Source organism: Pseudomonas sp. S2_H10 (assembly GCF_054668285.1).
On sequence record NZ_CP162754.1, the window covers coordinates 3,003,785 to 3,025,000 of the forward strand.

Consider the following 21,216-nt stretch of genomic DNA (forward strand, 5'->3'; position numbering starts at 1 on the left):
TCCGGCTGCTATTCCCACCGGGCGCAATACGCCCGTTAAAAGGAGGCGCAATTCTATAGACGCCCCAGATGGGTGTCAACCCAATAAAAAAGCCCCCGCTGAGCGGGGGCCTTTCAAAGCATCGAAGCTATCTCAAAAGAGATGCTTACTCGATGATTTTAGCTACGACGCCAGCGCCGACGGTACGACCGCCTTCACGGATAGCGAAACGCAGGCCGTCTTCCATTGCGATGGTCTTGATCAGGGTAACTTCCATTTGGATGTTATCACCTGGCATTACCATTTCAACGCCTTCTGGCAGCTGGCAGTTACCAGTCACGTCAGTAGTACGGAAGTAGAACTGTGGACGGTAGCCTTTGAAGAACGGAGTGTGACGGCCGCCTTCTTCCTTGCTCAGAACGTAAACTTCTGCGGTGAACTTGGTGTGCGGCTTAACCGAACCCGGCTTAACCAGAACCTGGCCACGCTCAACGTCGTCACGCTTGGTACCACGCAGCAGAACGCCGCAGTTCTCGCCAGCACGACCTTCGTCGAGCAGCTTGCGGAACATTTCAACACCGGTGCAGGTGGTGGTGGTGGTGTCACGCAGACCAACGATTTCCAGCGAATCCTGAACGCGAACGATACCGCGCTCGATACGACCAGTCACAACAGTACCACGACCGGAGATCGAGAATACGTCTTCGATTGGCATCAGGAATGGCTTGTCGATAGCGCGCTCTGGTTCTGGGATGTAGCTGTCCAGGGTTTCAACCAGTTTACGAACGGCAGTGGTGCCCATTTCGTTGTCGTCTTTGCCTTCCAGCGCCATACGAGCCGAACCGATGATGATTGGAGTGTCATCGCCCGGGAAGTCGTAGGTGGACAGCAGGTCGCGAACTTCCATCTCGACCAGTTCCAGCAGCTCAGCGTCGTCTACCAGGTCAGCCTTGTTCAGGAAAACCACGATGTACGGAACGCCTACCTGACGGGACAGCAGGATGTGCTCACGGGTTTGTGGCATCGGACCATCAGCGGCCGAGCAAACCAGGATCGCGCCGTCCATCTGGGCAGCACCGGTGATCATGTTCTTCACATAGTCAGCGTGACCTGGGCAGTCAACGTGAGCGTAGTGACGGATCTTCGAGTTGTACTCGACGTGCGCGGTGTTGATGGTGATACCACGAGCTTTTTCTTCTGGAGCGCTGTCGATTTTATCGAAATCAACGATTGCGGAACCGAAAACTTCGGAGCAAACGCGAGTCAGAGCTGCGGTCAGAGTGGTTTTACCGTGGTCAACGTGACCGATGGTGCCAACGTTGACGTGCGGTAGGGAACGATCAAATTTTTCTTTAGCCACGACAATTAACTCCTTGCCTAAAGGACTGAATCAGCCTTGTTTTTTGGTTACAGTTTCGACGATGTGCGACGGAGCTGTATTGTATTTTTTGAATTCCATAGAGTAGCTTGCGCGACCCTGGGACATCGAACGAACGTCAGTTGCATAACCGAACATCTCGCCCAACGGAACTTCAGCACGGATCACCTTACCGGAGACCGTGTCTTCCATACCCAGAATCATGCCGCGACGACGGTTAAGGTCGCCCATCACGTCACCCATATAGTCTTCAGGCGTAACAACCTCTACCGCCATGATCGGCTCGAGCAACTCACCACCGCCCTTCTGGGCCAGTTGCTTGGTCGCCATGGAAGCAGCCACCTTAAACGCCATCTCGTTCGAGTCGACGTCGTGGTAAGAACCATCAAACACGGTAGCCTTCAGGCCGATCAGCGGATAGCCGGCAACTACGCCGTTCTTCATCTGCTCTTCGATACCCTTCTGGATAGCCGGGATGTATTCCTTAGGAACCACACCACCCACTACTTCGTTCACGAATTGCAGACCTTCCTGACCTTCGTCAGCAGGAGCAAAACGGATCCAGCAATGGCCGAACTGGCCACGACCGCCGGACTGGCGAACGAACTTGCCTTCGATTTCGCAATTCTTCGTGATGCGCTCACGATACGAAACCTGAGGCTTACCGATGTTGGCTTCGACGTTGAACTCACGGCGCATCCGGTCAACCAGGATGTCCAGGTGCAACTCGCCCATGCCAGAGATGATCGTTTGACCAGTCTCTTCATCAGTCTTGACGCGGAAAGACGGGTCTTCCTGAGCAAGTTTGCCCAGAGCGATACCCATTTTTTCCTGGTCATCCTTGGTCTTTGGCTCAACGGCAACCGAAATAACCGGCTCCGGGAAGTCCATGCGAACCAGGATGATTGGCTTGTCAGCGTTGCACAAAGTTTCACCAGTGGTGACGTCCTTCATGCCGATCAGGGCCGCGATGTCACCAGCGCGCACCTCCTTGATCTCTTCACGGGCGTTTGCGTGCATTTGCACCATACGACCCACGCGCTCTTTCTTGCCTTTGACCGAGTTGATCACGCCGTCGCCGGAGGCCAACACGCCCGAGTAAACGCGGACGAAGGTCAAGGTACCCACGAATGGGTCGGTAGCGATCTTGAACGCCAGAGCCGAGAACGGCTCGTTGTCGTCTGCATGACGCTCCATCTCTTCTTCCTCGTTATCAGGGTTGGAACCCTTGATAGCAGGAATGTCGACAGGAGCCGGCAGGTAGTCGATAACGGCGTCGAGAACCAGGGGAACACCCTTGTTCTTGAAGGAAGAACCGCAAACAGCCAGAACGATCTCACCAGCGATAGTACGCTGACGCAGAGCGGCCTTGATTTCCTCGATGGTGAGTTCCTCACCCTCAAGGTACTTGTTCATCAGTTCTTCGTTGGCTTCGGCCGCAGCCTCGACCATGTTGTTGCGCCACTCTTCAGCCAGCTCCTGCAGTTCAGCAGGGATAGCTTCACGACGAGGAGTCATGCCTTTGTCAGCATCGTTCCAGTAAACCGCTTCCATGGTCATCAGATCGATCTGACCCTGGAAGTTGTCTTCGGAACCGATAGCCAACTGGATCGGCACCGGAGTGTGACCCAGACGCTGCTTGATCTGAGCGATCACGCGCAGGAAGTTCGCACCGGCACGGTCCATCTTGTTCACGTAAACAATACGTGGAACGCCGTACTTGTTGGCTTGACGCCATACGGTTTCGGACTGAGGCTCAACGCCGGAGGTGCCGCAGAACACAACGACCGCGCCGTCGAGTACACGCAGGGAACGTTCAACTTCAATGGTGAAGTCTACGTGACCCGGGGTATCGATGACGTTGAAGCGGTACTGGTCTTTATGCTGCTTGGCGGAACCCTGCCAGAAGGCGGTAATGGCAGCAGAAGTAATGGTAATACCACGCTCCTGCTCCTGAACCATCCAGTCAGTGGTCGCAGCGCCGTCATGCACTTCGCCCATCTTGTGGCTTTTGCCAGTGTAAAAAAGGACGCGCTCGGTGGTGGTGGTTTTACCAGCATCCACGTGAGCAACGATACCGATGTTACGGTAGCGATTAATCGGTGTAGTACGAGCCATAAAGCCCTCGCAAAATGAGTGACGCTAGAATTAGAAGCGGTAGTGCGAGAAAGCCTTGTTGGCTTCAGCCATACGGTGCACGTCTTCACGCTTCTTAACTGCAGCACCTTTGCCTTCAGCGGCGTCCAACAGTTCGCCAGCCAAACGCAGAGCCATAGACTTCTCGCCGCGCTTGCGGGCGAAGTCTACCAACCAGCGCATTGCCAGAGCGTTACGGCGGGAAGGACGAACTTCGACCGGAACCTGGTAAGTAGCACCACCAACGCGGCGCGACTTCACTTCGACCAGCGGAGCGATGGCGTCGAGTGCTTTTTCGAAGAGTTCCAGGGGATCGGTGCCGGCCTTACGAGCCTTCACGGTATCCAGGGCACCATAAACGATACGCTCGGCAACGGCTTTCTTGCCGCTTTCCATTACGTGGTTCATGAATTTGGCGAGGATTTGGCTTCCGTATTTCGGATCGTCCAGAATCTCACGCTTGGCTGCTACGCGACGTCTTGGCATTGATAAGCCCTCAAACGGTCTTCAGGTTAGCCCGGGACAGATCCTGTGGATACGTGCCCGACCTTACTCTTATCGACTCAATAAAATGAAAAACTGCAAAACGGCCGATTACTTCGGACGCTTGGTACCGTACTTCGAACGACCCTGGTTACGACCTTTAACACCGGAAGTATCCAACGAACCGCGAACGGTGTGGTAACGAACACCTGGCAAGTCTTTTACACGACCGCCGCGGATCAGTACCACGCTGTGCTCTTGCAGGTTGTGGCCTTCACCGCCGATGTACGAGGAAACCTCGAAACCGTTGGTCAGGCGCACACGGCATACTTTACGCAGTGCCGAGTTAGGTTTTTTCGGCGTGGTGGTGTACACACGGGTGCACACGCCACGACGTTGCGGGCAGTTCTGCAGCGCAGGCACGTCGGATTTCTCGACGATACGCTTACGCGGCTGACGTACCAGCTGGTTGATAGTTGCCATCTACTAGCTCCACTGTTGTCTTGCGACGCTATTGTCTTGCAAGAAAAGCAAAATGGCAGGAACGAGTTCCCGCCAAATTTAGGGGTACAAGAGTCTAAAGAGGATCTTGCCCCCAGTCAAGGCAAAGCCCCGCCCTCCCCGCTCATCCAATCTCGACAATTTGTCTCGATTCGATGAACGGGGCGACCAGGGCCTCACACTTATTTATCGCAGAACTCAGTTACCGCTCGAGTTCAGCGCTTCGGTCAGTGCAGCTTCCACTTCACTGGCGCTTACGCGCAACGGCTTGTCTGCTTCACGGCGACGCTTACGCTCGCTGTGATATGCCAGGCCGGTACCGGCCGGGATCAGACGACCCACGACCACGTTTTCTTTCAGGCCGCGCAGGTAATCGCGCTTGCCGGTTACCGCCGCTTCGGTCAGTACGCGGGTGGTTTCCTGGAAGGAAGCCGCCGAGATGAACGATTCGGTGGACAACGACGCCTTGGTGATACCCAGCAGAACGCGAGTGAACTTGGAGACAAACTTGTCTTCGCCGCTCAGACGCTCGTTCTCTACCAGAACATGAGTCAATTCCATCTGGTCGCCCTTGATGAAACTGGAATCGCCGGATTCAGCGATTTCAACTTTACGCAGCATCTGACGCAGGATGGTCTCGATGTGCTTGTCGTTGATCTTCACGCCTTGCAGACGGTAAACGTCCTGGATCTCGTTAACAATGTACTTGGCCAGCGCACTCACACCCAGCAGACGCAGGATGTCGTGTGGATCGCTCGGACCGTCGGAGATAACTTCGCCGCGGTTTACCTGTTCGCCTTCGAACACGTTCAGGTGACGCCACTTCGGAATCAGCTCTTCGTACGGATCGCTACCGTCGTTCGGGGTAATAACCAGACGGCGCTTGCCCTTGGTTTCCTTACCGAACGCGATGGTGCCGCTGACTTCAGCCAGAATCGACGCTTCTTTCGGACGACGAGCTTCGAACAAGTCGGCAACACGCGGCAGACCACCGGTGATGTCACGGGTCTTCGAAGTCTCTTGCGGAATACGAGCGATAACATCACCGATCGCAATCTTCGCACCGTCCGCTACACCGACCAGGGCGTTGGCTGGCAGGAAGTACTGAGCGATAACGTCAGTGCCTGGCAGCAACAGATCCTTGCCGTTGTCGTCGACCATCTTCACGGCAGGACGAATGTCCTTGCCGGCAGCTGGACGATCTTTGGCGTCGAGTACTTCAATGTTGGTCATACCGGTCAATTCGTCAGTCTGACGCTTGATCGTGATGCCTTCTTCCATGCCCACGTAGGTCACGGTACCTTTCATTTCGGTAACGATCGGGTGAGTGTGCGGATCCCACTTGGCCACGATTGCGCCAGCGTCGACCTTGTCACCTTCTTTAACCGAAATCACGGCACCGTACGGCAGCTTGTAACGCTCACGCTCACGACCGAAGTCATCAGCGATGGCCAGCTCACCAGAACGGGACACAGCAACCAGGTGACCATCCACTCGCTCTACGTGCTTCAGGTTATGCAGACGGACGGTACCGCCATTCTTCACCTGAACGCTGTCGGCTGCGGAGGTCCGGCTTGCCGCACCACCGATGTGGAACGTACGCATCGTCAGCTGGGTACCTGGCTCACCGATCGACTGTGCAGCGATAACGCCGACAGCTTCACCGATGTTCACCTGGTGACCACGAGCCAAGTCACGGCCGTAGCACTTGGCGCAAATGCCGTAGCGGGTTTCGCAACTGATCGGCGAACGCACGATCACTTCGTCGATGCTGTTCAGCTCGATGAACTCGACCCACTTCTCGTCTACCAGGGTGCCGGCAGGAACGATGACGTCCTCGGTACCTGGCTTGAATACGTCACGGGCGATAACACGACCCAATACGCGCTCACCCAACGGCTCTACAACGTCACCGCCTTCAATGTGCGGAGTCATCAGCAGACCGTGTTCGGTGCCGCAATCGATCTCGGTTACAACCAGATCTTGTGCAACGTCCACCAGACGACGAGTCAGGTAACCGGAGTTAGCCGTTTTCAACGCGGTATCCGCAAGACCCTTACGAGCACCGTGAGTGGAGATGAAGTACTGGAGTACGCTCAAACCTTCACGGAAGTTCGCAGTAATCGGCGTTTCAATGATGGAACCGTCCGGCTTGGCCATCAGGCCACGCATACCGGCCAGCTGACGAATCTGTGCTGCGGAACCCCGCGCACCCGAGTCGGCCATCATGTACATCGAGTTGAACGATTCCTGGTCGACTTCGACGCCATGGCGGTCGATGACCTTCTCTTTCGAGAGGTTGGCCATCATCGCCTTGGAAACTTCGTCGTTCGCCTTGGACCAAAGGTCGATCACTTTGTTGTACTTCTCGCCCTGGGTTACCAGGCCGGAGGCGTACTGGCTTTCGATCTCTTTCACTTCATCAGTAGCAGCATTGATGATGCGGGCTTTTTCATCCGGGATAACGAAGTCGTTAACACCGATGGAAACGCCGGAAATGGTCGAATAAGCAAAACCGGTGTACATCAACTGGTCAGCGAAGATCACGGTCTCTTTCAGACCAACCACGCGATAGCACTGGTTGATCAGCTTGGAGATCGCCTTTTTCTTCATCGGCAAGTTGACGACGTCGTACGACAGACCCTTTGGCACAACCTGGAACAACAGCGCACGGCCGACGGTGGTGTCGACGATACGGGTGTTGCTCACGCTGCCGCCATCACGGTCGTTGACGGTTTCGTTGATCCGCACTTTGACCTTGGCGTGCAGTGCGGCTTCGCCGGCACGGAACACACGGTCAACTTCCTGCAGATCCGCGAACACACGACCTTCGCCCTTGGCGTTGATCGCTTCACGAGTCATGTAGTACAGACCCAATACAACGTCCTGCGAAGGAACGATGATTGGCTCACCGTTGGCTGGCGACAGAATGTTGTTGGTCGACATCATCAACGCACGCGCTTCGAGCTGGGCTTCCAGCGTCAGCGGTACGTGCACGGCCATTTGGTCGCCGTCGAAGTCGGCGTTGTACGCGGCGCAGACCAGCGGGTGCAGCTGGATAGCCTTACCTTCGATCAGTACCGGTTCAAACGCCTGGATACCCAGACGGTGAAGGGTCGGTGCACGGTTGAGAAGAACCGGGTGTTCGCGAATCACTTCAGCGAGAACGTCCCAAACCTCTGGCAGTTCGCGCTCGACCATCTTCTTGGCAGCTTTGATGGTGGTAGCGAGACCACGCATTTCCAGCTTGCCGAAAATGAACGGCTTGAACAGCTCGAGAGCCATCTTCTTCGGCAGACCGCACTGGTGCAGACGCAGGGTCGGACCTACGGTAATTACCGAACGACCCGAGTAGTCAACACGCTTACCGAGCAAGTTCTGACGGAAACGACCCTGCTTACCCTTGATCATGTCAGCCAGGGATTTCAGAGGACGCTTGTTGGAACCAGTGATAGCGCGGCCACGACGACCGTTGTCGAGCAGTGCGTCGACGGCTTCCTGCAACATACGCTTTTCGTTGCGCACGATGATGTCCGGAGCGGACAGATCAAGCAGGCGCTTCAAACGGTTGTTACGGTTGATCACTCGACGATACAGATCGTTGAGGTCGGAAGTCGCGAAGCGACCGCCATCCAGCGGGACCAGTGGACGCAGATCTGGCGGCAGAACCGGCAGAACGGTCAGCACCATCCACTCTGGCAAGTTGCCGGAACCCTGGAAGGCTTCCATCAACTTCAGACGCTTGGACAGCTTCTTGATCTTGGTTTCGGAGTTGGTTTGCGGAATTTCTTCACGCAGACGGCCAATCTCGTGCTCCAGGTCGATAGCGTGCAGCAGTTCGCGGACAGCTTCGGCACCCATGCGGGCATCGAAATCGTCGCCAAACTCTTCCAGCGCTTCGAAGTACTGCTCGTCGTTCAGCAGCTGACCTTTTTCAAGGGTGGTCATGCCTGGATCGATAACGACATAGCTCTCGAAGTAGAGAACGCGTTCGATATCACGCAGGGTCATGTCCATCAGCAAGCCGATACGGGACGGCAGCGATTTCAGGAACCAGATGTGGGCAACCGGCGAGGCCAGTTCGATGTGCGCCATGCGCTCACGACGAACTTTTGCCAGCGCGACTTCAACGCCGCACTTCTCGCAGATCACACCCCGGTGCTTCAAGCGCTTGTACTTACCGCACAGGCACTCGTAATCCTTTACCGGGCCAAAGATCTTGGCGCAGAACAGGCCGTCACGCTCAGGTTTGAACGTACGGTAGTTGATGGTTTCCGGCTTTTTAACTTCACCGAACGACCACGAACGGATCATCTCAGGCGATGCCAGTCCGATACGGATGGCGTCGAACTCTTCGACTTGACCCTGGTTTTTCAGCAAATTCAGTAGGTCTTTCAAGGCCTTTCCTCCTGGCGGAGCAGAGAGCGGGCAATCCTGCCCCGCTCTCGATTCGCGTCACGTGTTATTCGGTTTCCAGATCGATATCGATGCCGAGGGAACGAATTTCCTTGATCAACACGTTGAAGGACTCGGGCATGCCCGGCTCCATACGGTGATCGCCATCCACGATGTTCTTGTACATCTTGGTACGGCCGTTCACATCGTCCGACTTCACTGTGAGCATTTCTTGCAGAGTGTAAGCGGCACCGTATGCTTCCAGTGCCCAGACCTCCATCTCCCCGAAACGCTGACCACCGAACTGCGCCTTACCACCCAGCGGCTGCTGGGTAACCAGGCTGTACGAACCGGTAGAACGCGCGTGCATCTTGTCGTCTACCAAGTGGTTCAGCTTCAGCATGTACATGTAGCCAACGGTTACCGGGCGCTCGAACTTGTTGCCGGTACGGCCGTCGGTCAGCTGCATCTGGCCGCTTTCTGGCAGGTCTGCCAGTTTCAGCATGGCCTTGATTTCGCTTTCCTTGGCGCCGTCGAACACTGGAGTGGCCATTGGAACGCCGCCACGCAGGTTTTGAGCCAGATCCAGGATTTCCTGGTCCGAGAAGTCATCGAGGCTTTCCTGACGACCGCCGATCTCGTTGTAGATCTCGTGCAGGAATTTACGCAGCTCGGCAACTTTACGCTGCTCTTCAATCATGCGGTTGATCTTCTCGCCCAGACCCTTGGCCGCGAGGCCCAGGTGGGTTTCGAGGATCTGACCAACGTTCATACGCGAAGGTACGCCCAACGGGTTGAGGACGACGTCGACCGGGGTGCCATTGGCATCGTGCGGCATGTCTTCAACCGGCATGATCACGGAGACCACACCCTTGTTACCGTGACGACCGGCCATCTTGTCGCCCGGCTGGATGCGACGACGGATTGCCAGGTAAACCTTGACGATTTTCAGCACGCCTGGAGCCAGGTCATCGCCCTGCTGCAGTTTGCGCTTCTTGTCTTCGAACTTGTCGTCCAGCAGACGGCGACGATCAACGATGTAGGCCTGAGCCTTCTCGAGCTGCTCGTTCAGAGCATCTTCAGCCATGCGCAGTTTGAACCACTGGCCGTGCTCAAGACCGTCGAGAACTTCGTCGGTGATGTCCTGGCCTTTCTTCAGACCGGCGCCGCCTTCGGCTTTGTGGCCGACCAGAGCGGAACGCAGACGTTCGAAAGTAGCGCCTTCGACGATACGGAACTCTTCGTTGAGGTCCTTGCGGATCTCGTCCAGCTGGGACTTCTCGATCGACAGTGCACGAGCATCACGCTCAACGCCATCGCGGGTGAAGACCTGTACGTCGATGACAGTACCTTTGGTACCGGTAGGTACACGCAGGGAGGTGTCTTTAACGTCGCTGGCTTTTTCACCGAAGATCGCACGCAGCAGTTTTTCTTCCGGAGTCAGCTGGGTCTCGCCTTTCGGAGTGACCTTACCCACCAGGATGTCGCCTGCGCCAACTTCAGCACCTACGTAAACGATACCGGCTTCGTCCAGCTTGTTCAGTGCCGCTTCACCCACGTTCGGGATGTCGGCAGTGATTTCCTCTGGGCCAAGCTTGGTGTCACGGGCCACACAGGTCAATTCCTGGATGTGGATCGTGGTGAAGCGGTCTTCCTGAACAACACGCTCGGACAGGCAGATGGAGTCTTCGAAGTTGAAGCCGTTCCATGCCATGAACGCGATGCGCATGTTCTGACCCAGTGCCAGTTCACCCATGTCGGTGGACGGGCCGTCGGCCATGATGTCGCTGCGCTGAACCCGATCACCCTTACGCACCAGCGGACGCTGGTTGATGCAGGTGTTCTGGTTGGAGCGGGTGTATTTGGTCAGGTTGTAGATGTCGACACCGGCTTCACCGGTTTCAACTTCGTCATCGGCAACACGAACCACGATACGGCTGGCGTCGACAGAGTCGATCACGCCGCCACGACGAGCCACGACGCAAACGCCGGAGTCACGGGCTACGTTACGCTCCATGCCGGTACCTACCAGCGGCTTGTCAGCGCGCAGGGTTGGTACAGCTTGACGCTGCATGTTCGAACCCATCAACGCACGGTTGGCGTCGTCGTGCTCGAGGAACGGAATCAGCGACGCAGCAACCGAAACTACCTGCTTCGGCGATACGTCCATCAAGGTGACGTCTTCCGGCGCCTTGACGGTGAATTCGTTCAGGTGACGAACAGCTACCAGCTCGTCGATCAGGACTTTCTTGTCGTTCATCGTGGCCGAAGCCTGAGCGATCACGTGATCAGCTTCTTCGATGGCGGACAGGAATACGATCTCGTCGGTGACCAGAGCGTCTTTCACCACACGGTACGGGCTCTCGAGGAAGCCGTACTGGTTGGTGCGCGCATAGGCGGCCAGGGAGTTGATCAGACCGATGTTCGGACCTTCCGGCGTTTCAATCGGGCATACACGACCGTAGTGAGTCGGGTGTACGTCACGCACTTCAAAGCCAGCACGCTCACGAGTCAAACCGCCAGGGCCGAGTGCAGAAACACGACGCTTGTGGGTGATCTCGGACAGCGGGTTGTTCTGGTCCATGAACTGGGACAGCTGGCTGGAACCGAAGAACTCTTTCACCGCCGCAGCCACTGGCTTGGCGTTGATCAGGTCTTGCGGCATCAGGCCTTCGCTTTCAGCCATCGACAGACGCTCTTTGACCGCACGCTCAACACGCACCAGGCCAACGCGGAACTGGTTCTCGGCCATTTCGCCTACGCAGCGAACACGACGGTTACCCAGGTGGTCGATGTCATCGACGATGCCTTTACCGTTACGGATGTCGACCAGGGTCTTCAGTACCGCGACGATGTCTTCCTTGCACAGCACGCCCGAACCTTCGATCTCGGTACGACCGATACGACGGTTGAACTTCATCCGGCCGACCGCAGACAGGTCATAGCGCTCAGGGCTGAAGAACAGGTTGTTGAACAGGGTCTCGGCAGCGTCTTTGGTTGGCGGCTCGCCAGGACGCATCATGCGATAGATCTCGACCAGCGCTTCCAATTGGTTGCTGGTGGAGTCGATCTTCAAGGTGTCGGAGACGAACGGACCGCAGTCGATATCGTTGGTGTACAGAGTTTCGATGCGAACGACCTGAGCCTTGGCGATTTTGGCCAGGATCTCGGTGTTCAGCTCGGTGTTGCACTCTGCCAGGATTTCGCCGGTTGCCGGGTGCACGATGACCTTGGCGGTTGTGCGACCCAGGACGTAGTCCAGAGGCACATCCAGCTCTTTGATCCCGGCTTTTTCCAGCTGGTTGATGTGGCGAGCGGTGATACGACGACCCTGCTCGACAATAACCTTGCCTTTGTCATCCAGAATATCGAGGACAGCGATTTCACCGCGCAGGCGCTGAGGCACCAGCTCCAGGCTCAGGGTCTCGCCCTTCACGTGGAATACGTTGGTGGTATAGAACGCGTCCAGCACTTCTTCAGTGGTATAGCCCAGCGCGCGCAGCAGTACCGAGGCAGGCAGCTTGCGACGACGGTCGATACGCACGAATACGCAGTCTTTCGGGTCGAACTCGAAGTCCAGCCACGAACCGCGGTAAGGAATGATGCGCGCGGAGTACAGCAGTTTACCGGAGCTGTGCGTCTTGCCACGGTCGTGGTCGAAGAACACGCCCGGGGAACGGTGCAGCTGGGAAACGATTACACGCTCGGTACCGTTGATTACGAAGGTACCGTTTTCAGTCATCAGGGGGATTTCACCCATGTAGACTTCTTGCTCTTTGATGTCCTTGATCGCTTTGTTCGACGATTCTTTGTCGAAAATGATCAGGCGCACTTTTACCCGCAAAGGTACGGCGTAAGTTACACCGCGCAATACGCATTCTTTGACATCAAATGCCGGTTCGCCCAGACGATATCCGACGTACTCCAGCGCAGCATTGCCGGAGTAGCTGATGATCGGGAAAACGGATTTGAAGGCCGCATGCAGGCCCACGTCGCGGAACTGATCTTTAGTCGCTCCCGCTTGCAAGAATTCACGATACGAATCCAGCTGGATGGCCAGGAGGTACGGCACATCCATGACGTCCGGCAACTTGCTAAAGTCCTTGCGGATACGTTTTTTCTCAGTATATGAGTAAGCCATCAGCGTTCCCCAGCTTGGTCACCTGCTTGTTTGGCCCCTCCCGACGGGAGCAGCCAGAAAATCGTGCAAACCCCATGGTTTGCGCCACCGCATCGGGTGGTTACAGCTCGTTATCGGCACCGACCCAGTCGGCTGCCAATAACGGAAAAAGGCCGGTGGCAAGAGCCACCAGCCATCAGCCTGTCGCTTAACGCTCGGGCTGGAGGAGCAAAGTCGATGCTTACTTCAGCTCGACTTTAGCGCCTGCTTCTTCCAGAGTTGCTTTGGCTTTGTCAGCTGCTTCTTTGGCAACAGCTTCCAGAACCATGGCAGGAGCGCCGTCAACTACAGCCTTGGCTTCTTTCAGGCCCAGACCGGTCAGTTCACGTACTGCCTTGATCACGTTAACTTTCTTCTCGCCAGCTTCGGTCAGCATGACGTTGAATTCAGTTTGCTCTTCAACAACGGCGGCAGCAGCAGCTGGACCAGCCGATGCAGCAGCAGCGGTAACACCGAATTTTTCTTCGAAAGCTTTGATCAGCTCAACAACTTCCATTACGGACATGTTGCCAACTGCTTCAAGGATATCGTTCTGAGAGATAGACATGAATCTAATTCCTGATATTGGGGACGGCCTACGCGACCATCGAAAAAAACAAAAAACGCGAGAAGTTGACGAGCCTTAGGCTGCAGCAGCTTCTTTCTGGTCGCGAATTGCCGCCAGAGTACGAGCCAATTTGCTGGTAGCGCCTTGAATCACGCTCATCAGCTGAGAAATTGCTTCGTCACGGGTCGGCAGAGTTGCCAGTACGTCGATTTGGTTAGCTGCGAGGAACTTGCCCTCGAACGCAGCTGCCTTGATCTCGAACTTGTCCTGACCCTTTGCGAATTCCTTGAAGATCCGGGCAGCAGCGCCTGGATGTTCCTTGGAGAACGCAATCAGGGTAGGGCCAGTGAACACGTCGTTGAGGACACTGAATTCAGTGTCAGCAACAGCGCGCTTGAGCAGGGTGTTACGTACAACACGTACGTAAACGCCAGCTTCACGAGCCTCTTTACGGAGTCCGGTCATCGCGCCTACTGTTACGCCACGGGCATCAGCCACGACAGCGGACAGAGCGACTTTGGCAGCCTCGTTGACTTCAGCGACGATGGCCTTCTTGTCTTCGAGTTTAATTGCCACGGGTTTAACTCCTGCTTGTTACCGTTTCATCTGGTCGAAACCGGATGTCGTTTTGGTGTCTGATTCGGTAAGGAACCGGGAGCACCATCTGCGTAGGCTTGTGGTTTAAGACTTGCGTCGCCTACGGTCTTGGATAGCCCCCGCCAGGCAGGGACCCCAATTTTTCAATTGGCGCAATCGCTTGCGCCAATTTGTGTCTTACGCGTCGAGCGAGCTTTGGTCGATGACCAGACCTGGGCCCATAGTGGTGCTCAGGGTAACGCGCTTGACGTAGATGCCTTTCGAGGAAGCTGGCTTGATACGCTTCAGATCAGCGATCAGGGCTTCAACGTTTTCCTTCAGCTTGACGGCGTCGAAACCGATCTTGCCAACGGAAGTGTGGATGATGCCGTTTTTGTCGGTGCGATAACGAACCTGACCAGCCTTGGCGTTTTTAACCGCGGTAGCTACGTCTGGAGTTACGGTGCCGACTTTAGGGTTAGGCATCAGGCCACGTGGACCGAGGATCTGACCCAACTGACCTACAACGCGCATTGCATCCGGGGATGCGATAACTACGTCATAGTTCAGGTCGCCGCCTTTCATTTCGGCAGCCAGGTCGTCCATGCCTACACGGTCAGCGCCGGCAGCCAGAGCGGCCTCAGCAGCTGGACCCTGGGTGAACACAGCAACGCGAACGGTCTTGCCAGTGCCGTGTGGCAGCACAGTAGCGCTACGAACGACCTGGTCGGATTTACGCGGGTCAACACCCAGGTTTACAGCTACGTCGAACGACTCGCTGAACTTGACAGTCGACAGCTCGGCCAGCAGGGCAGCAGCGTCTACAAAGTTGTAGGCCTTGCCTGCTTCGATTTTGCCGGCGATAGCCTTTTGACGCTTGGTCAGCTTAGCCATTACACACCCTCCACGTTAAGGCCCATGCTACGAGCAGAACCGGCGATGGTACGCACGGCTGCTTCCATATCAGCTGCAGTCAGATCCGCGTTTTTGGTTTTCGCGATTTCTTCCAGCTGAGCACGAGTCACGGTGCCAACCTTAACGGTGTTCGGACGAGCGGAACCGCTGGTCAGACCGGCCGCCTTCTTCAGCAGAACCGAAGCAGGGGTGGATTTGGTTTCGAAAGTGAAGCTACGGTCGCTGTAGACAGTGATGATCACTGGAGTCGGCAGACCTGGCTCAAGACCCTGAGTACGGGCGTTGAAAGCCTTGCAGAATTCCATGATGTTCACGCCGTGCTGACCCAGAGCAGGACCAACAGGTGGGCTTGGGTTAGCCTGAGCGGCCTTCACTTGCAGCTTGATGTAAGCGGTAATCTTCTTGGCCATGAGGCACTCCAATTACGGGTTCGAACGCCTCGAGAGGCTCCCCGGTTACTTGCGCGTTTATCCCAGTGACGACAAAACCCCACAGCCTATGGCTGCGGGGTTGGGATTTTTGCTCAACTAGACCTTTTCGACCTGGCTGAACTCGAGCTCCACCGGAGTAGAGCGACCGAAAATGAGCACTGCGACCTGGATCCGGCTCTTTTCGTAGTTAACTTCTTCAACAACACCGGTAAAGTCCGCAAACGGACCGTCATTGACACGTACCGACTCGCCCGGCTCGAACAACGTCTTCGGCTTCGGCTTGTCGCTACCATCAGCAACACGGCGCAGAATCGCTTCTGCTTCTTTATCGGTGATCGGTGCAGGCTTGTCGGCAGTACCGCCGATAAAGCCCATCACCCGAGGAGTATCCTTGACCAAGTGCCAAGTACCCTCGTTCATATCCATCTGCACCAGCACGTAGCCAGGGAAGAATTTGCGTTCGCTTTTGCGCTTCTGGCCATTACGCATTTCAACCACTTCTTCAGTGGGAACCAGAATCTCGCCGAAGCCGTCTTCCATACCGGCCAGCTTTACGCGCTCGACCAGCGAGCGCATTACATGCTTCTCGTAACCGGAGTAAGCATGCACAACATACCAACGCTTAGCCACGGGACACCCTTAGCCGACAATCAAGGAAACAAGCCAGCCGAGCAGGGAATCAAGACCCCACAACAGCAACGCCATAACCAGAACAACAGCCACCACAATCAGGGTGGTCTGCGTGGTTTCTTGGCGAGTTGGCCAAACGACTTTACGAATTTCTGTGCGTGCTTCCTTAACCAGTACAAAGAAAGACTTGCCCTTGACTGTCTGCAGGCCTACAAAGGCAGCTACAGCAGCAATGGCGAGCAATGCGAGTACGCGGTACAGGATCGGCGAAGCAGAGAAGTACTGATTGCCAACAACGCCAACAACCACCAGAGCGACTACTACAAGCCACTTGAGGAGGTCGAAACGAGAGCCTTGAGCTTCAGCTTTAGGAGTCATCTATGAAGATCCTGTGAAAAGAAAGCCAGACACACCAGGTGAATCTGGCAGGTCAGGAGGGAATCGAACCCCCAACCTACGGTTTTGGAGACCGTCGCTCTGCCAATTGAGCTACTGACCTAAAACAAAATCAGGCCGACCATTATGCCGACCCGAAAAAGACTTTACAACCACTACCAGGCAACTCCAGCTGCAATACCAGCACCTCAGCACCGGCAAACCCCGACAACACAACGAGGCGCAACCACAACCACCTAAAACAAAGGCAGATATTTTCATATCTGCCTTGTTATATGGAGCTCTTGAGCGGATTTGAACCGCTGACCTCACCCTTACCAAGGGTGTGCTCTACCAACTGAGCTACAAGAGCGTAACACTGTGCAAAACCTGTAAACTTGGAGCGGGTAGCGGGAATCGAACCCGCATCATCAGCTTGGAAGGCTGAGGTTCTACCACTAAACTATACCCGCGAGCGCTTACAGCTCTCGCTAAAAATGGTGGAGGGGGAAGGATTCGAACCTTCGAAGTCGTAGACGTCAGATTTACAGTCTGATCCCTTTGGCCGCTCGGGAACCCCTCCTAAGCGAGCCGGCATTCTACATCATGCCAGCCTTCTGTCAAGCATTTTCTCAATTAAATCTTGAGGTTAGCTGCGTTGACCTCGCTTCACATCGCTAACCGTTTCCGGTGTTCGCTGTGGAGCGGGCGCCATTCTATGCAAACTATTCAGTGGGCGCAACCCCCTCGCACGGCATTATTTTATGTTTTAACTCATTGAATTCTTTAGAAAGGTTTTGCAGCTGCAGATCGTCCAGCCAACGCCGGCTTTCCGGTGCGATACGCACCCAATACCCTGCACTTTCCGAGCCCTTGGGCAGGGACTGGTACTTGACCTCCATCCCGCTCAGCCGGCGCTCAACCGCCTGAGCGGCGTCCTGGCGCGTGTAGCCGCCCAGATAAAGACAGCCATTGTCTGGCGACACGGCCTTAGCCTTGTCCTTGGACGCATCGCCCGCCTCGCTCAACAGGCGAATATCTTGCTGAGACCCGCGATACAGACTTAGAGGCGTGACATCCTTGGCGCGCAATGGCGCCTCTTGTTGATGCCAGATGTAGTAGAACCCGTTGAGGACAAGCAGCAGCAAAAACAACCAACGCATAAAAACCTCAGGACAAGGGACAGGCCATGGCCAATCCGACAAACACCAGGTCCGGAACCACCCTGGCTTGAGGCACCACCTCAGAAACCAGACTCGCATCCCCCCCGGTGAGGAATACGACAAAGTCCTCACCCCAGTAGCTGCGCGCCAACTCGAGCTGGGTCAGTACGAAGCCGCGCAACATCAATAAACAGCCACGCTCTACAGCCTGAACAGTCGCGCGCCCCGGAACAAGGCTTTCCAGAGCCAGCTCCGCTGCCTGATCGCCATATCGGATTTTACGGGTGTGGGTGCGCAATTGATTGCGCATCAACGGCATTCCCGGACAGATGAAACCACCCAGGTGCTCTCCATCCACAGCGATAAAGTCAGCAGTCACGGCCGTACCGAAGTCGAGCACCAGGCACGCACCCGAAGCCAGATGAAAGCCCCCAAGCATCGCGAGCCACCGATCCAGCCCCAACCGCTCGAATTCCTCATACCCATTGCGCACGCCGGACATTTCGCGCGCAGGCGTTGCACACACAACCGGCACGCCAAAGGTTTCCTTCAACAAGGAAGTCAGCGCGCCGGTCTCCTGCGCAGTCCTGACGCTCACTAGCCGGCAAAACGCGAGAGCAAGCCCTTTGAGCTCCCCCAGCCCTTCAAGCAATGCGAGATCGGAATCGACGACCCCCTCACCCAGCACCTGCCCGGCACTCACCGCAAGCACGCGCCATTTGATGAAGCTATTGCCACAATCGAGCTCAAGAATCATCACGCAACCTCAGGCTCAACTCACCACCGCTGAAAACTTTTTCCACACCATCCACCTTCAGGCGCAGGGCACCCTGACCATCAATACCAAGCACCTCGCCATCAATCTGATTGACGCCGGCAATCAATGACACGCTTCGCCCCTGCCACAGGTGATTTTGCTCCCACTCGGATTGGATGGCCACAAAACCACCTGCCTGATGGCGAACAAGGTATTGCTGCAGCATCCCCCCCAACATTGCGACCAGTTGGTTGCGATCAAACAATCTGCCAGATTCGAGCCGCATGGAAGTCCATTGCTGGTCGACCTCGTCAGCAGACTGCATGTTCACATTGATCCCCACCCCGAGAACGACGTGACACACATCGGCAGGGTCACCAACCAGCTCGAGCAGTATCCCTGCGATTTTTTTCTGCCCCACAAGGACATCGTTGGGCCACTTCAGCCCAGCGGCCGCGATGCCGAACTCACGCAGCGTCTGCTGAACAGCGAGCCCAACGACAAGACTCAAGCCTTCCAGCTGACGCATCCCGCCATCAATACGCAGTACCAGGCTGTAATAGACGTTTTCCGCGAATGGACTGACCCACTTGCGACCACGCCGCCCGCGCCCGGCAGTCTGGCGCTCTGAAAGCACAAGAAAAGGTGCCGCCTGCCCCCGATCTATGGCGCGCAGTGCCTCGGCGTTCGTGGAGTCGATCGAGTCGAAAACCTGGACGGGCCAGTCGCAAGAAATCGCCCGGGCACTTATCTCGCCAGGATCGAGCAGCGCCAATGGCGCGGACAATTGATAGCCGCGCCCACGAACCTTGTGAATAGACAAACCCAGCTCAGCTTCCAAATGCTGAAGCTGCTTCCACACGGCACTACGACTGACGCCCAGGGCAGCACCCAATGCTTGACCCGAATGGAATCGGCCATCTTTAAGAAGCTTTAACAACGTCAGCATGCAGGTCTCGCCTCACAATGAGGCCCGCATGATAGCCACGCGCCGAGCTATTGCATAGAAATCCAGTAGCCGTGACTTTTCTGCGGACAAAAACAAAACCCCAACTGCTTTCGCAATTGGGGTTTCGGAATTTAATCTTGACGATGACCTACTCTCACATGGGGAAACCCCACACTACCATCGGCGATGCATCGTTTCACTGCTGAGTTCGGGATGGGATCAGGTGGTTCCAACGCTCTATGGTCGTCAAGAAATTCGGGTACTGAGTCGTGACCAGATGGCCTCGCTTCAGCAAATTGGGTATGTGACAGCTTAGTGTTTTGTGAGTATCACGAACTTTCGGTTCATTTCGTCTTCACACACCGCAATCTGGCCTTTCGACGCAAATTGCTTGGGTGTTATATGGTCAAGCCTCACGGGCAATTAGTATTGGTTAGCTCAACGCCTCACAGCGCTTACACACCCAACCTATCAACGTCGTAGTCTTCGACGGCCCTTCAGGGGACTCAAGGTCCCAGTGAGATCTCATCTTGAGGCTAGTTTCCCGCTTAGATGCTTTCAGCGGTTATCTATTCCGAACATAGCTACCCGGCAATGCCACTGGCGTGACAACCGGAACACCAGAGGTTCGTCCACTCCGGTCCTCTCGTACTAGGAGCAGCCCCTCTCAAATCTCAAACGTCCACGGCAGATAGGGACCGAACTGTCTCACGACGTTCTAAACCCAGCTCGCGTACCACTTTAAATGGCGAACAGCCATACCCTTGGGACCGGCTTCAGCCCCAGGATGTGATGAGCCGACATCGAGGTGCCAAACACCGCCGTCGATATGAACTCTTGGGCGGTATCAGCCTGTTATCCCCGGAGTACCTTTTATCCGTTGAGCGATGGCCCTTCCATACAGAACCACCGGATCACTAAGACCTACTTTCGTACCTGCTCGACGTGTCTGTCTCGCAGTCAAGCGCGCTTTTGCCTTTATACTCTACGACCGATTTCCGACCGGTCTGAGCGCACCTTCGTACTCCTCCGTTACTCTTTAGGAGGAGACCGCCCCAGTCAAACTACCCACCATACACTGTCCTCGATCCGGATAACGGACCTGAGTTAGAACCTCAAAGTTGCCAGGGTGGTATTTCAAGGTTGGCTCCACGCGAACTGGCGTCCACGCTTCAAAGCCTCCCACCTATCCTACACAAGCAAATTCAAAGTCCAGTGCAAAGCTATAGTAAAGGTTCACGGGGTCTTTCCGTCTAGCCGCGGATACACTGCATCTTCACAGCGATTTCAATTTCACTGAGTCTCGGGTGGAGACAGCGCCGCCATCGTTACGCCATTCGTGCAGGTCGGAACTTACCCGACAAGGAATTTCGCTACCTTAGGACCGTTATAGTTACGGCCGCCGTTTACCGGGGCTTCGATCAAGAGCTTCGCGTTAGCTAACCCCATCAATTAACCTTCCGGCACCGGGCAGGCGTCACACCCTATACGTCCACTTTCGTGTTTGCAGAGTGCTGTGTTTTTAATAAACAGTCGCAGCGGCCTGGTATCTTCGACCGGCGTGGGCTTACGGAGCAAGTCCTTCACCCTCACCGGCGCACCTTCTCCCGAAGTTACGGTGCCATTTTGCCTAGTTCCTTCACCCGAGTTCTCTCAAGCGCCTTGGTATTCTCTACCCAACCACCTGTGTCGGTTTGGGGTACGGTTCCTGGTTACCTGAAGCTTAGAAGCTTTTCTTGGAAGCATGGCATCAACCACTTCGTGTTCTAAAAGAACACTCGTCATCAGCTCTCGGCCTTAGAATCCCGGATTTACCTAAGA

Annotated in this window: 15 protein-coding genes, 4 tRNA genes and 2 rRNA genes (1 of these 21 running past the window's edge); all 21 read right to left on the reverse strand. The window is 55.6% G+C overall.

Features of this window, described 5'->3' with window-relative positions; translation table 11 throughout:
• Positions 1 to 145: 145 nt before the first annotated feature.
• Positions 146 to 1,339 carry an elongation factor Tu gene (gene tuf / locus AB4O16_RS13455; RefSeq protein ID WP_150716055.1) on the reverse strand — a complete coding sequence of 398 codons (1,194 nt, stop codon included), beginning with the start codon at positions 1,337 to 1,339 and terminating at the stop codon, positions 146 to 148.
• A gap of 30 nt (positions 1,340 to 1,369) precedes the next feature.
• Positions 1,370 to 3,475 (reverse strand): elongation factor G, encoded by a 2,106-nt coding sequence (fusA, locus tag AB4O16_RS13460; protein WP_160390348.1) that lies wholly within the window; start codon positions 3,473 to 3,475, stop codon positions 1,370 to 1,372.
• Between the two features lie 30 nt (positions 3,476 to 3,505).
• Entirely contained in the window at positions 3,506 to 3,979 is a 474-nt protein-coding gene (rpsG, locus tag AB4O16_RS13465) for a 30S ribosomal protein S7 (RefSeq protein WP_007970418.1), read from the reverse strand.
• Between the two features lie 108 nt (positions 3,980 to 4,087).
• Entirely contained in the window at positions 4,088 to 4,459 is a 372-nt protein-coding gene (gene rpsL, locus AB4O16_RS13470; RefSeq protein ID WP_003186084.1) for a 30S ribosomal protein S12, read from the reverse strand.
• Between the two features lie 216 nt (positions 4,460 to 4,675).
• Positions 4,676 to 8,875 carry a DNA-directed RNA polymerase subunit beta' gene (gene rpoC, locus AB4O16_RS13475; RefSeq protein WP_160390349.1) on the reverse strand — a complete coding sequence of 1,400 codons (4,200 nt, stop codon included), beginning with the start codon at positions 8,873 to 8,875 and terminating at the stop codon, positions 4,676 to 4,678.
• Positions 8,876 to 8,939: 64 nt separating this feature from the next.
• The gene (gene rpoB / locus AB4O16_RS13480; protein WP_108218341.1) at positions 8,940 to 13,013 is read right to left on the reverse strand and encodes a DNA-directed RNA polymerase subunit beta; all 4,074 of its coding nucleotides are present in this window, start codon (positions 13,011 to 13,013) and stop codon (positions 8,940 to 8,942) included.
• A gap of 220 nt (positions 13,014 to 13,233) precedes the next feature.
• Positions 13,234 to 13,599, reverse strand: coding sequence for a 50S ribosomal protein L7/L12 (gene rplL / locus AB4O16_RS13485; protein WP_053162838.1), 366 nt, complete (start codon positions 13,597 to 13,599; stop codon positions 13,234 to 13,236).
• Between the two features lie 75 nt (positions 13,600 to 13,674).
• On the reverse strand, positions 13,675 to 14,175 hold the full coding sequence (gene rplJ, locus AB4O16_RS13490; protein ID WP_007970413.1) for a 50S ribosomal protein L10: 501 nt from the start codon (positions 14,173 to 14,175) through the stop codon (positions 13,675 to 13,677).
• Between the two features lie 198 nt (positions 14,176 to 14,373).
• Entirely contained in the window at positions 14,374 to 15,069 is a 696-nt protein-coding gene (gene rplA / locus AB4O16_RS13495; protein WP_003186095.1) for a 50S ribosomal protein L1, read from the reverse strand.
• On the reverse strand, positions 15,069 to 15,500 hold the full coding sequence (gene rplK / locus AB4O16_RS13500) for a 50S ribosomal protein L11 (protein ID WP_007933726.1): 432 nt from the start codon (positions 15,498 to 15,500) through the stop codon (positions 15,069 to 15,071). Before rplK ends, rplA begins: the two co-directional genes overlap by 1 nt.
• A 117-nt stretch (positions 15,501 to 15,617) precedes the next feature.
• Complete coding sequence (gene nusG / locus AB4O16_RS13505) at positions 15,618 to 16,151, reverse strand: transcription termination/antitermination protein NusG (RefSeq protein WP_046041611.1); 534 nt, start codon at positions 16,149 to 16,151, stop codon at positions 15,618 to 15,620.
• A gap of 9 nt (positions 16,152 to 16,160) precedes the next feature.
• Positions 16,161 to 16,529, reverse strand: coding sequence for a preprotein translocase subunit SecE (gene secE / locus AB4O16_RS13510; protein ID WP_007984402.1), 369 nt, complete (start codon positions 16,527 to 16,529; stop codon positions 16,161 to 16,163).
• A 45-nt stretch (positions 16,530 to 16,574) separates the two neighbouring features.
• Positions 16,575 to 16,650 (reverse strand) — tRNA-Trp (locus AB4O16_RS13515).
• A gap of 173 nt (positions 16,651 to 16,823) precedes the next feature.
• Positions 16,824 to 16,899, reverse strand: a tRNA-Thr gene (locus AB4O16_RS13520).
• A 26-nt stretch (positions 16,900 to 16,925) separates the two neighbouring features.
• Positions 16,926 to 16,999: transfer RNA gene (locus AB4O16_RS13525), tRNA-Gly, on the reverse strand.
• Between the two features lie 25 nt (positions 17,000 to 17,024).
• Positions 17,025 to 17,109 (reverse strand) — tRNA-Tyr (locus tag AB4O16_RS13530).
• A 142-nt stretch (positions 17,110 to 17,251) separates the two neighbouring features.
• Entirely contained in the window at positions 17,252 to 17,689 is a 438-nt protein-coding gene (locus AB4O16_RS13535) for a hypothetical protein (protein WP_160390350.1), read from the reverse strand.
• Between the two features lie 7 nt (positions 17,690 to 17,696).
• Entirely contained in the window at positions 17,697 to 18,446 is a 750-nt protein-coding gene (locus AB4O16_RS13540) for a pantothenate kinase (protein WP_160390351.1), read from the reverse strand.
• Positions 18,436 to 19,395, reverse strand: a complete 960-nt coding sequence (birA, locus tag AB4O16_RS13545; protein WP_160390352.1) for a bifunctional biotin--[acetyl-CoA-carboxylase] ligase/biotin operon repressor BirA — start codon at positions 19,393 to 19,395, stop codon at positions 18,436 to 18,438. The genes AB4O16_RS13540 and birA overlap by 11 nt, the downstream gene beginning before the upstream one ends.
• Before the next feature lie 135 nt (positions 19,396 to 19,530).
• Positions 19,531 to 19,646: ribosomal RNA gene (rrf, locus tag AB4O16_RS13550) — 5S ribosomal RNA — on the reverse strand.
• A 151-nt stretch (positions 19,647 to 19,797) separates the two neighbouring features.
• Positions 19,798 to 21,216, reverse strand: a 23S ribosomal RNA gene (locus tag AB4O16_RS13555) (it continues 1,475 nt past the right edge of the window).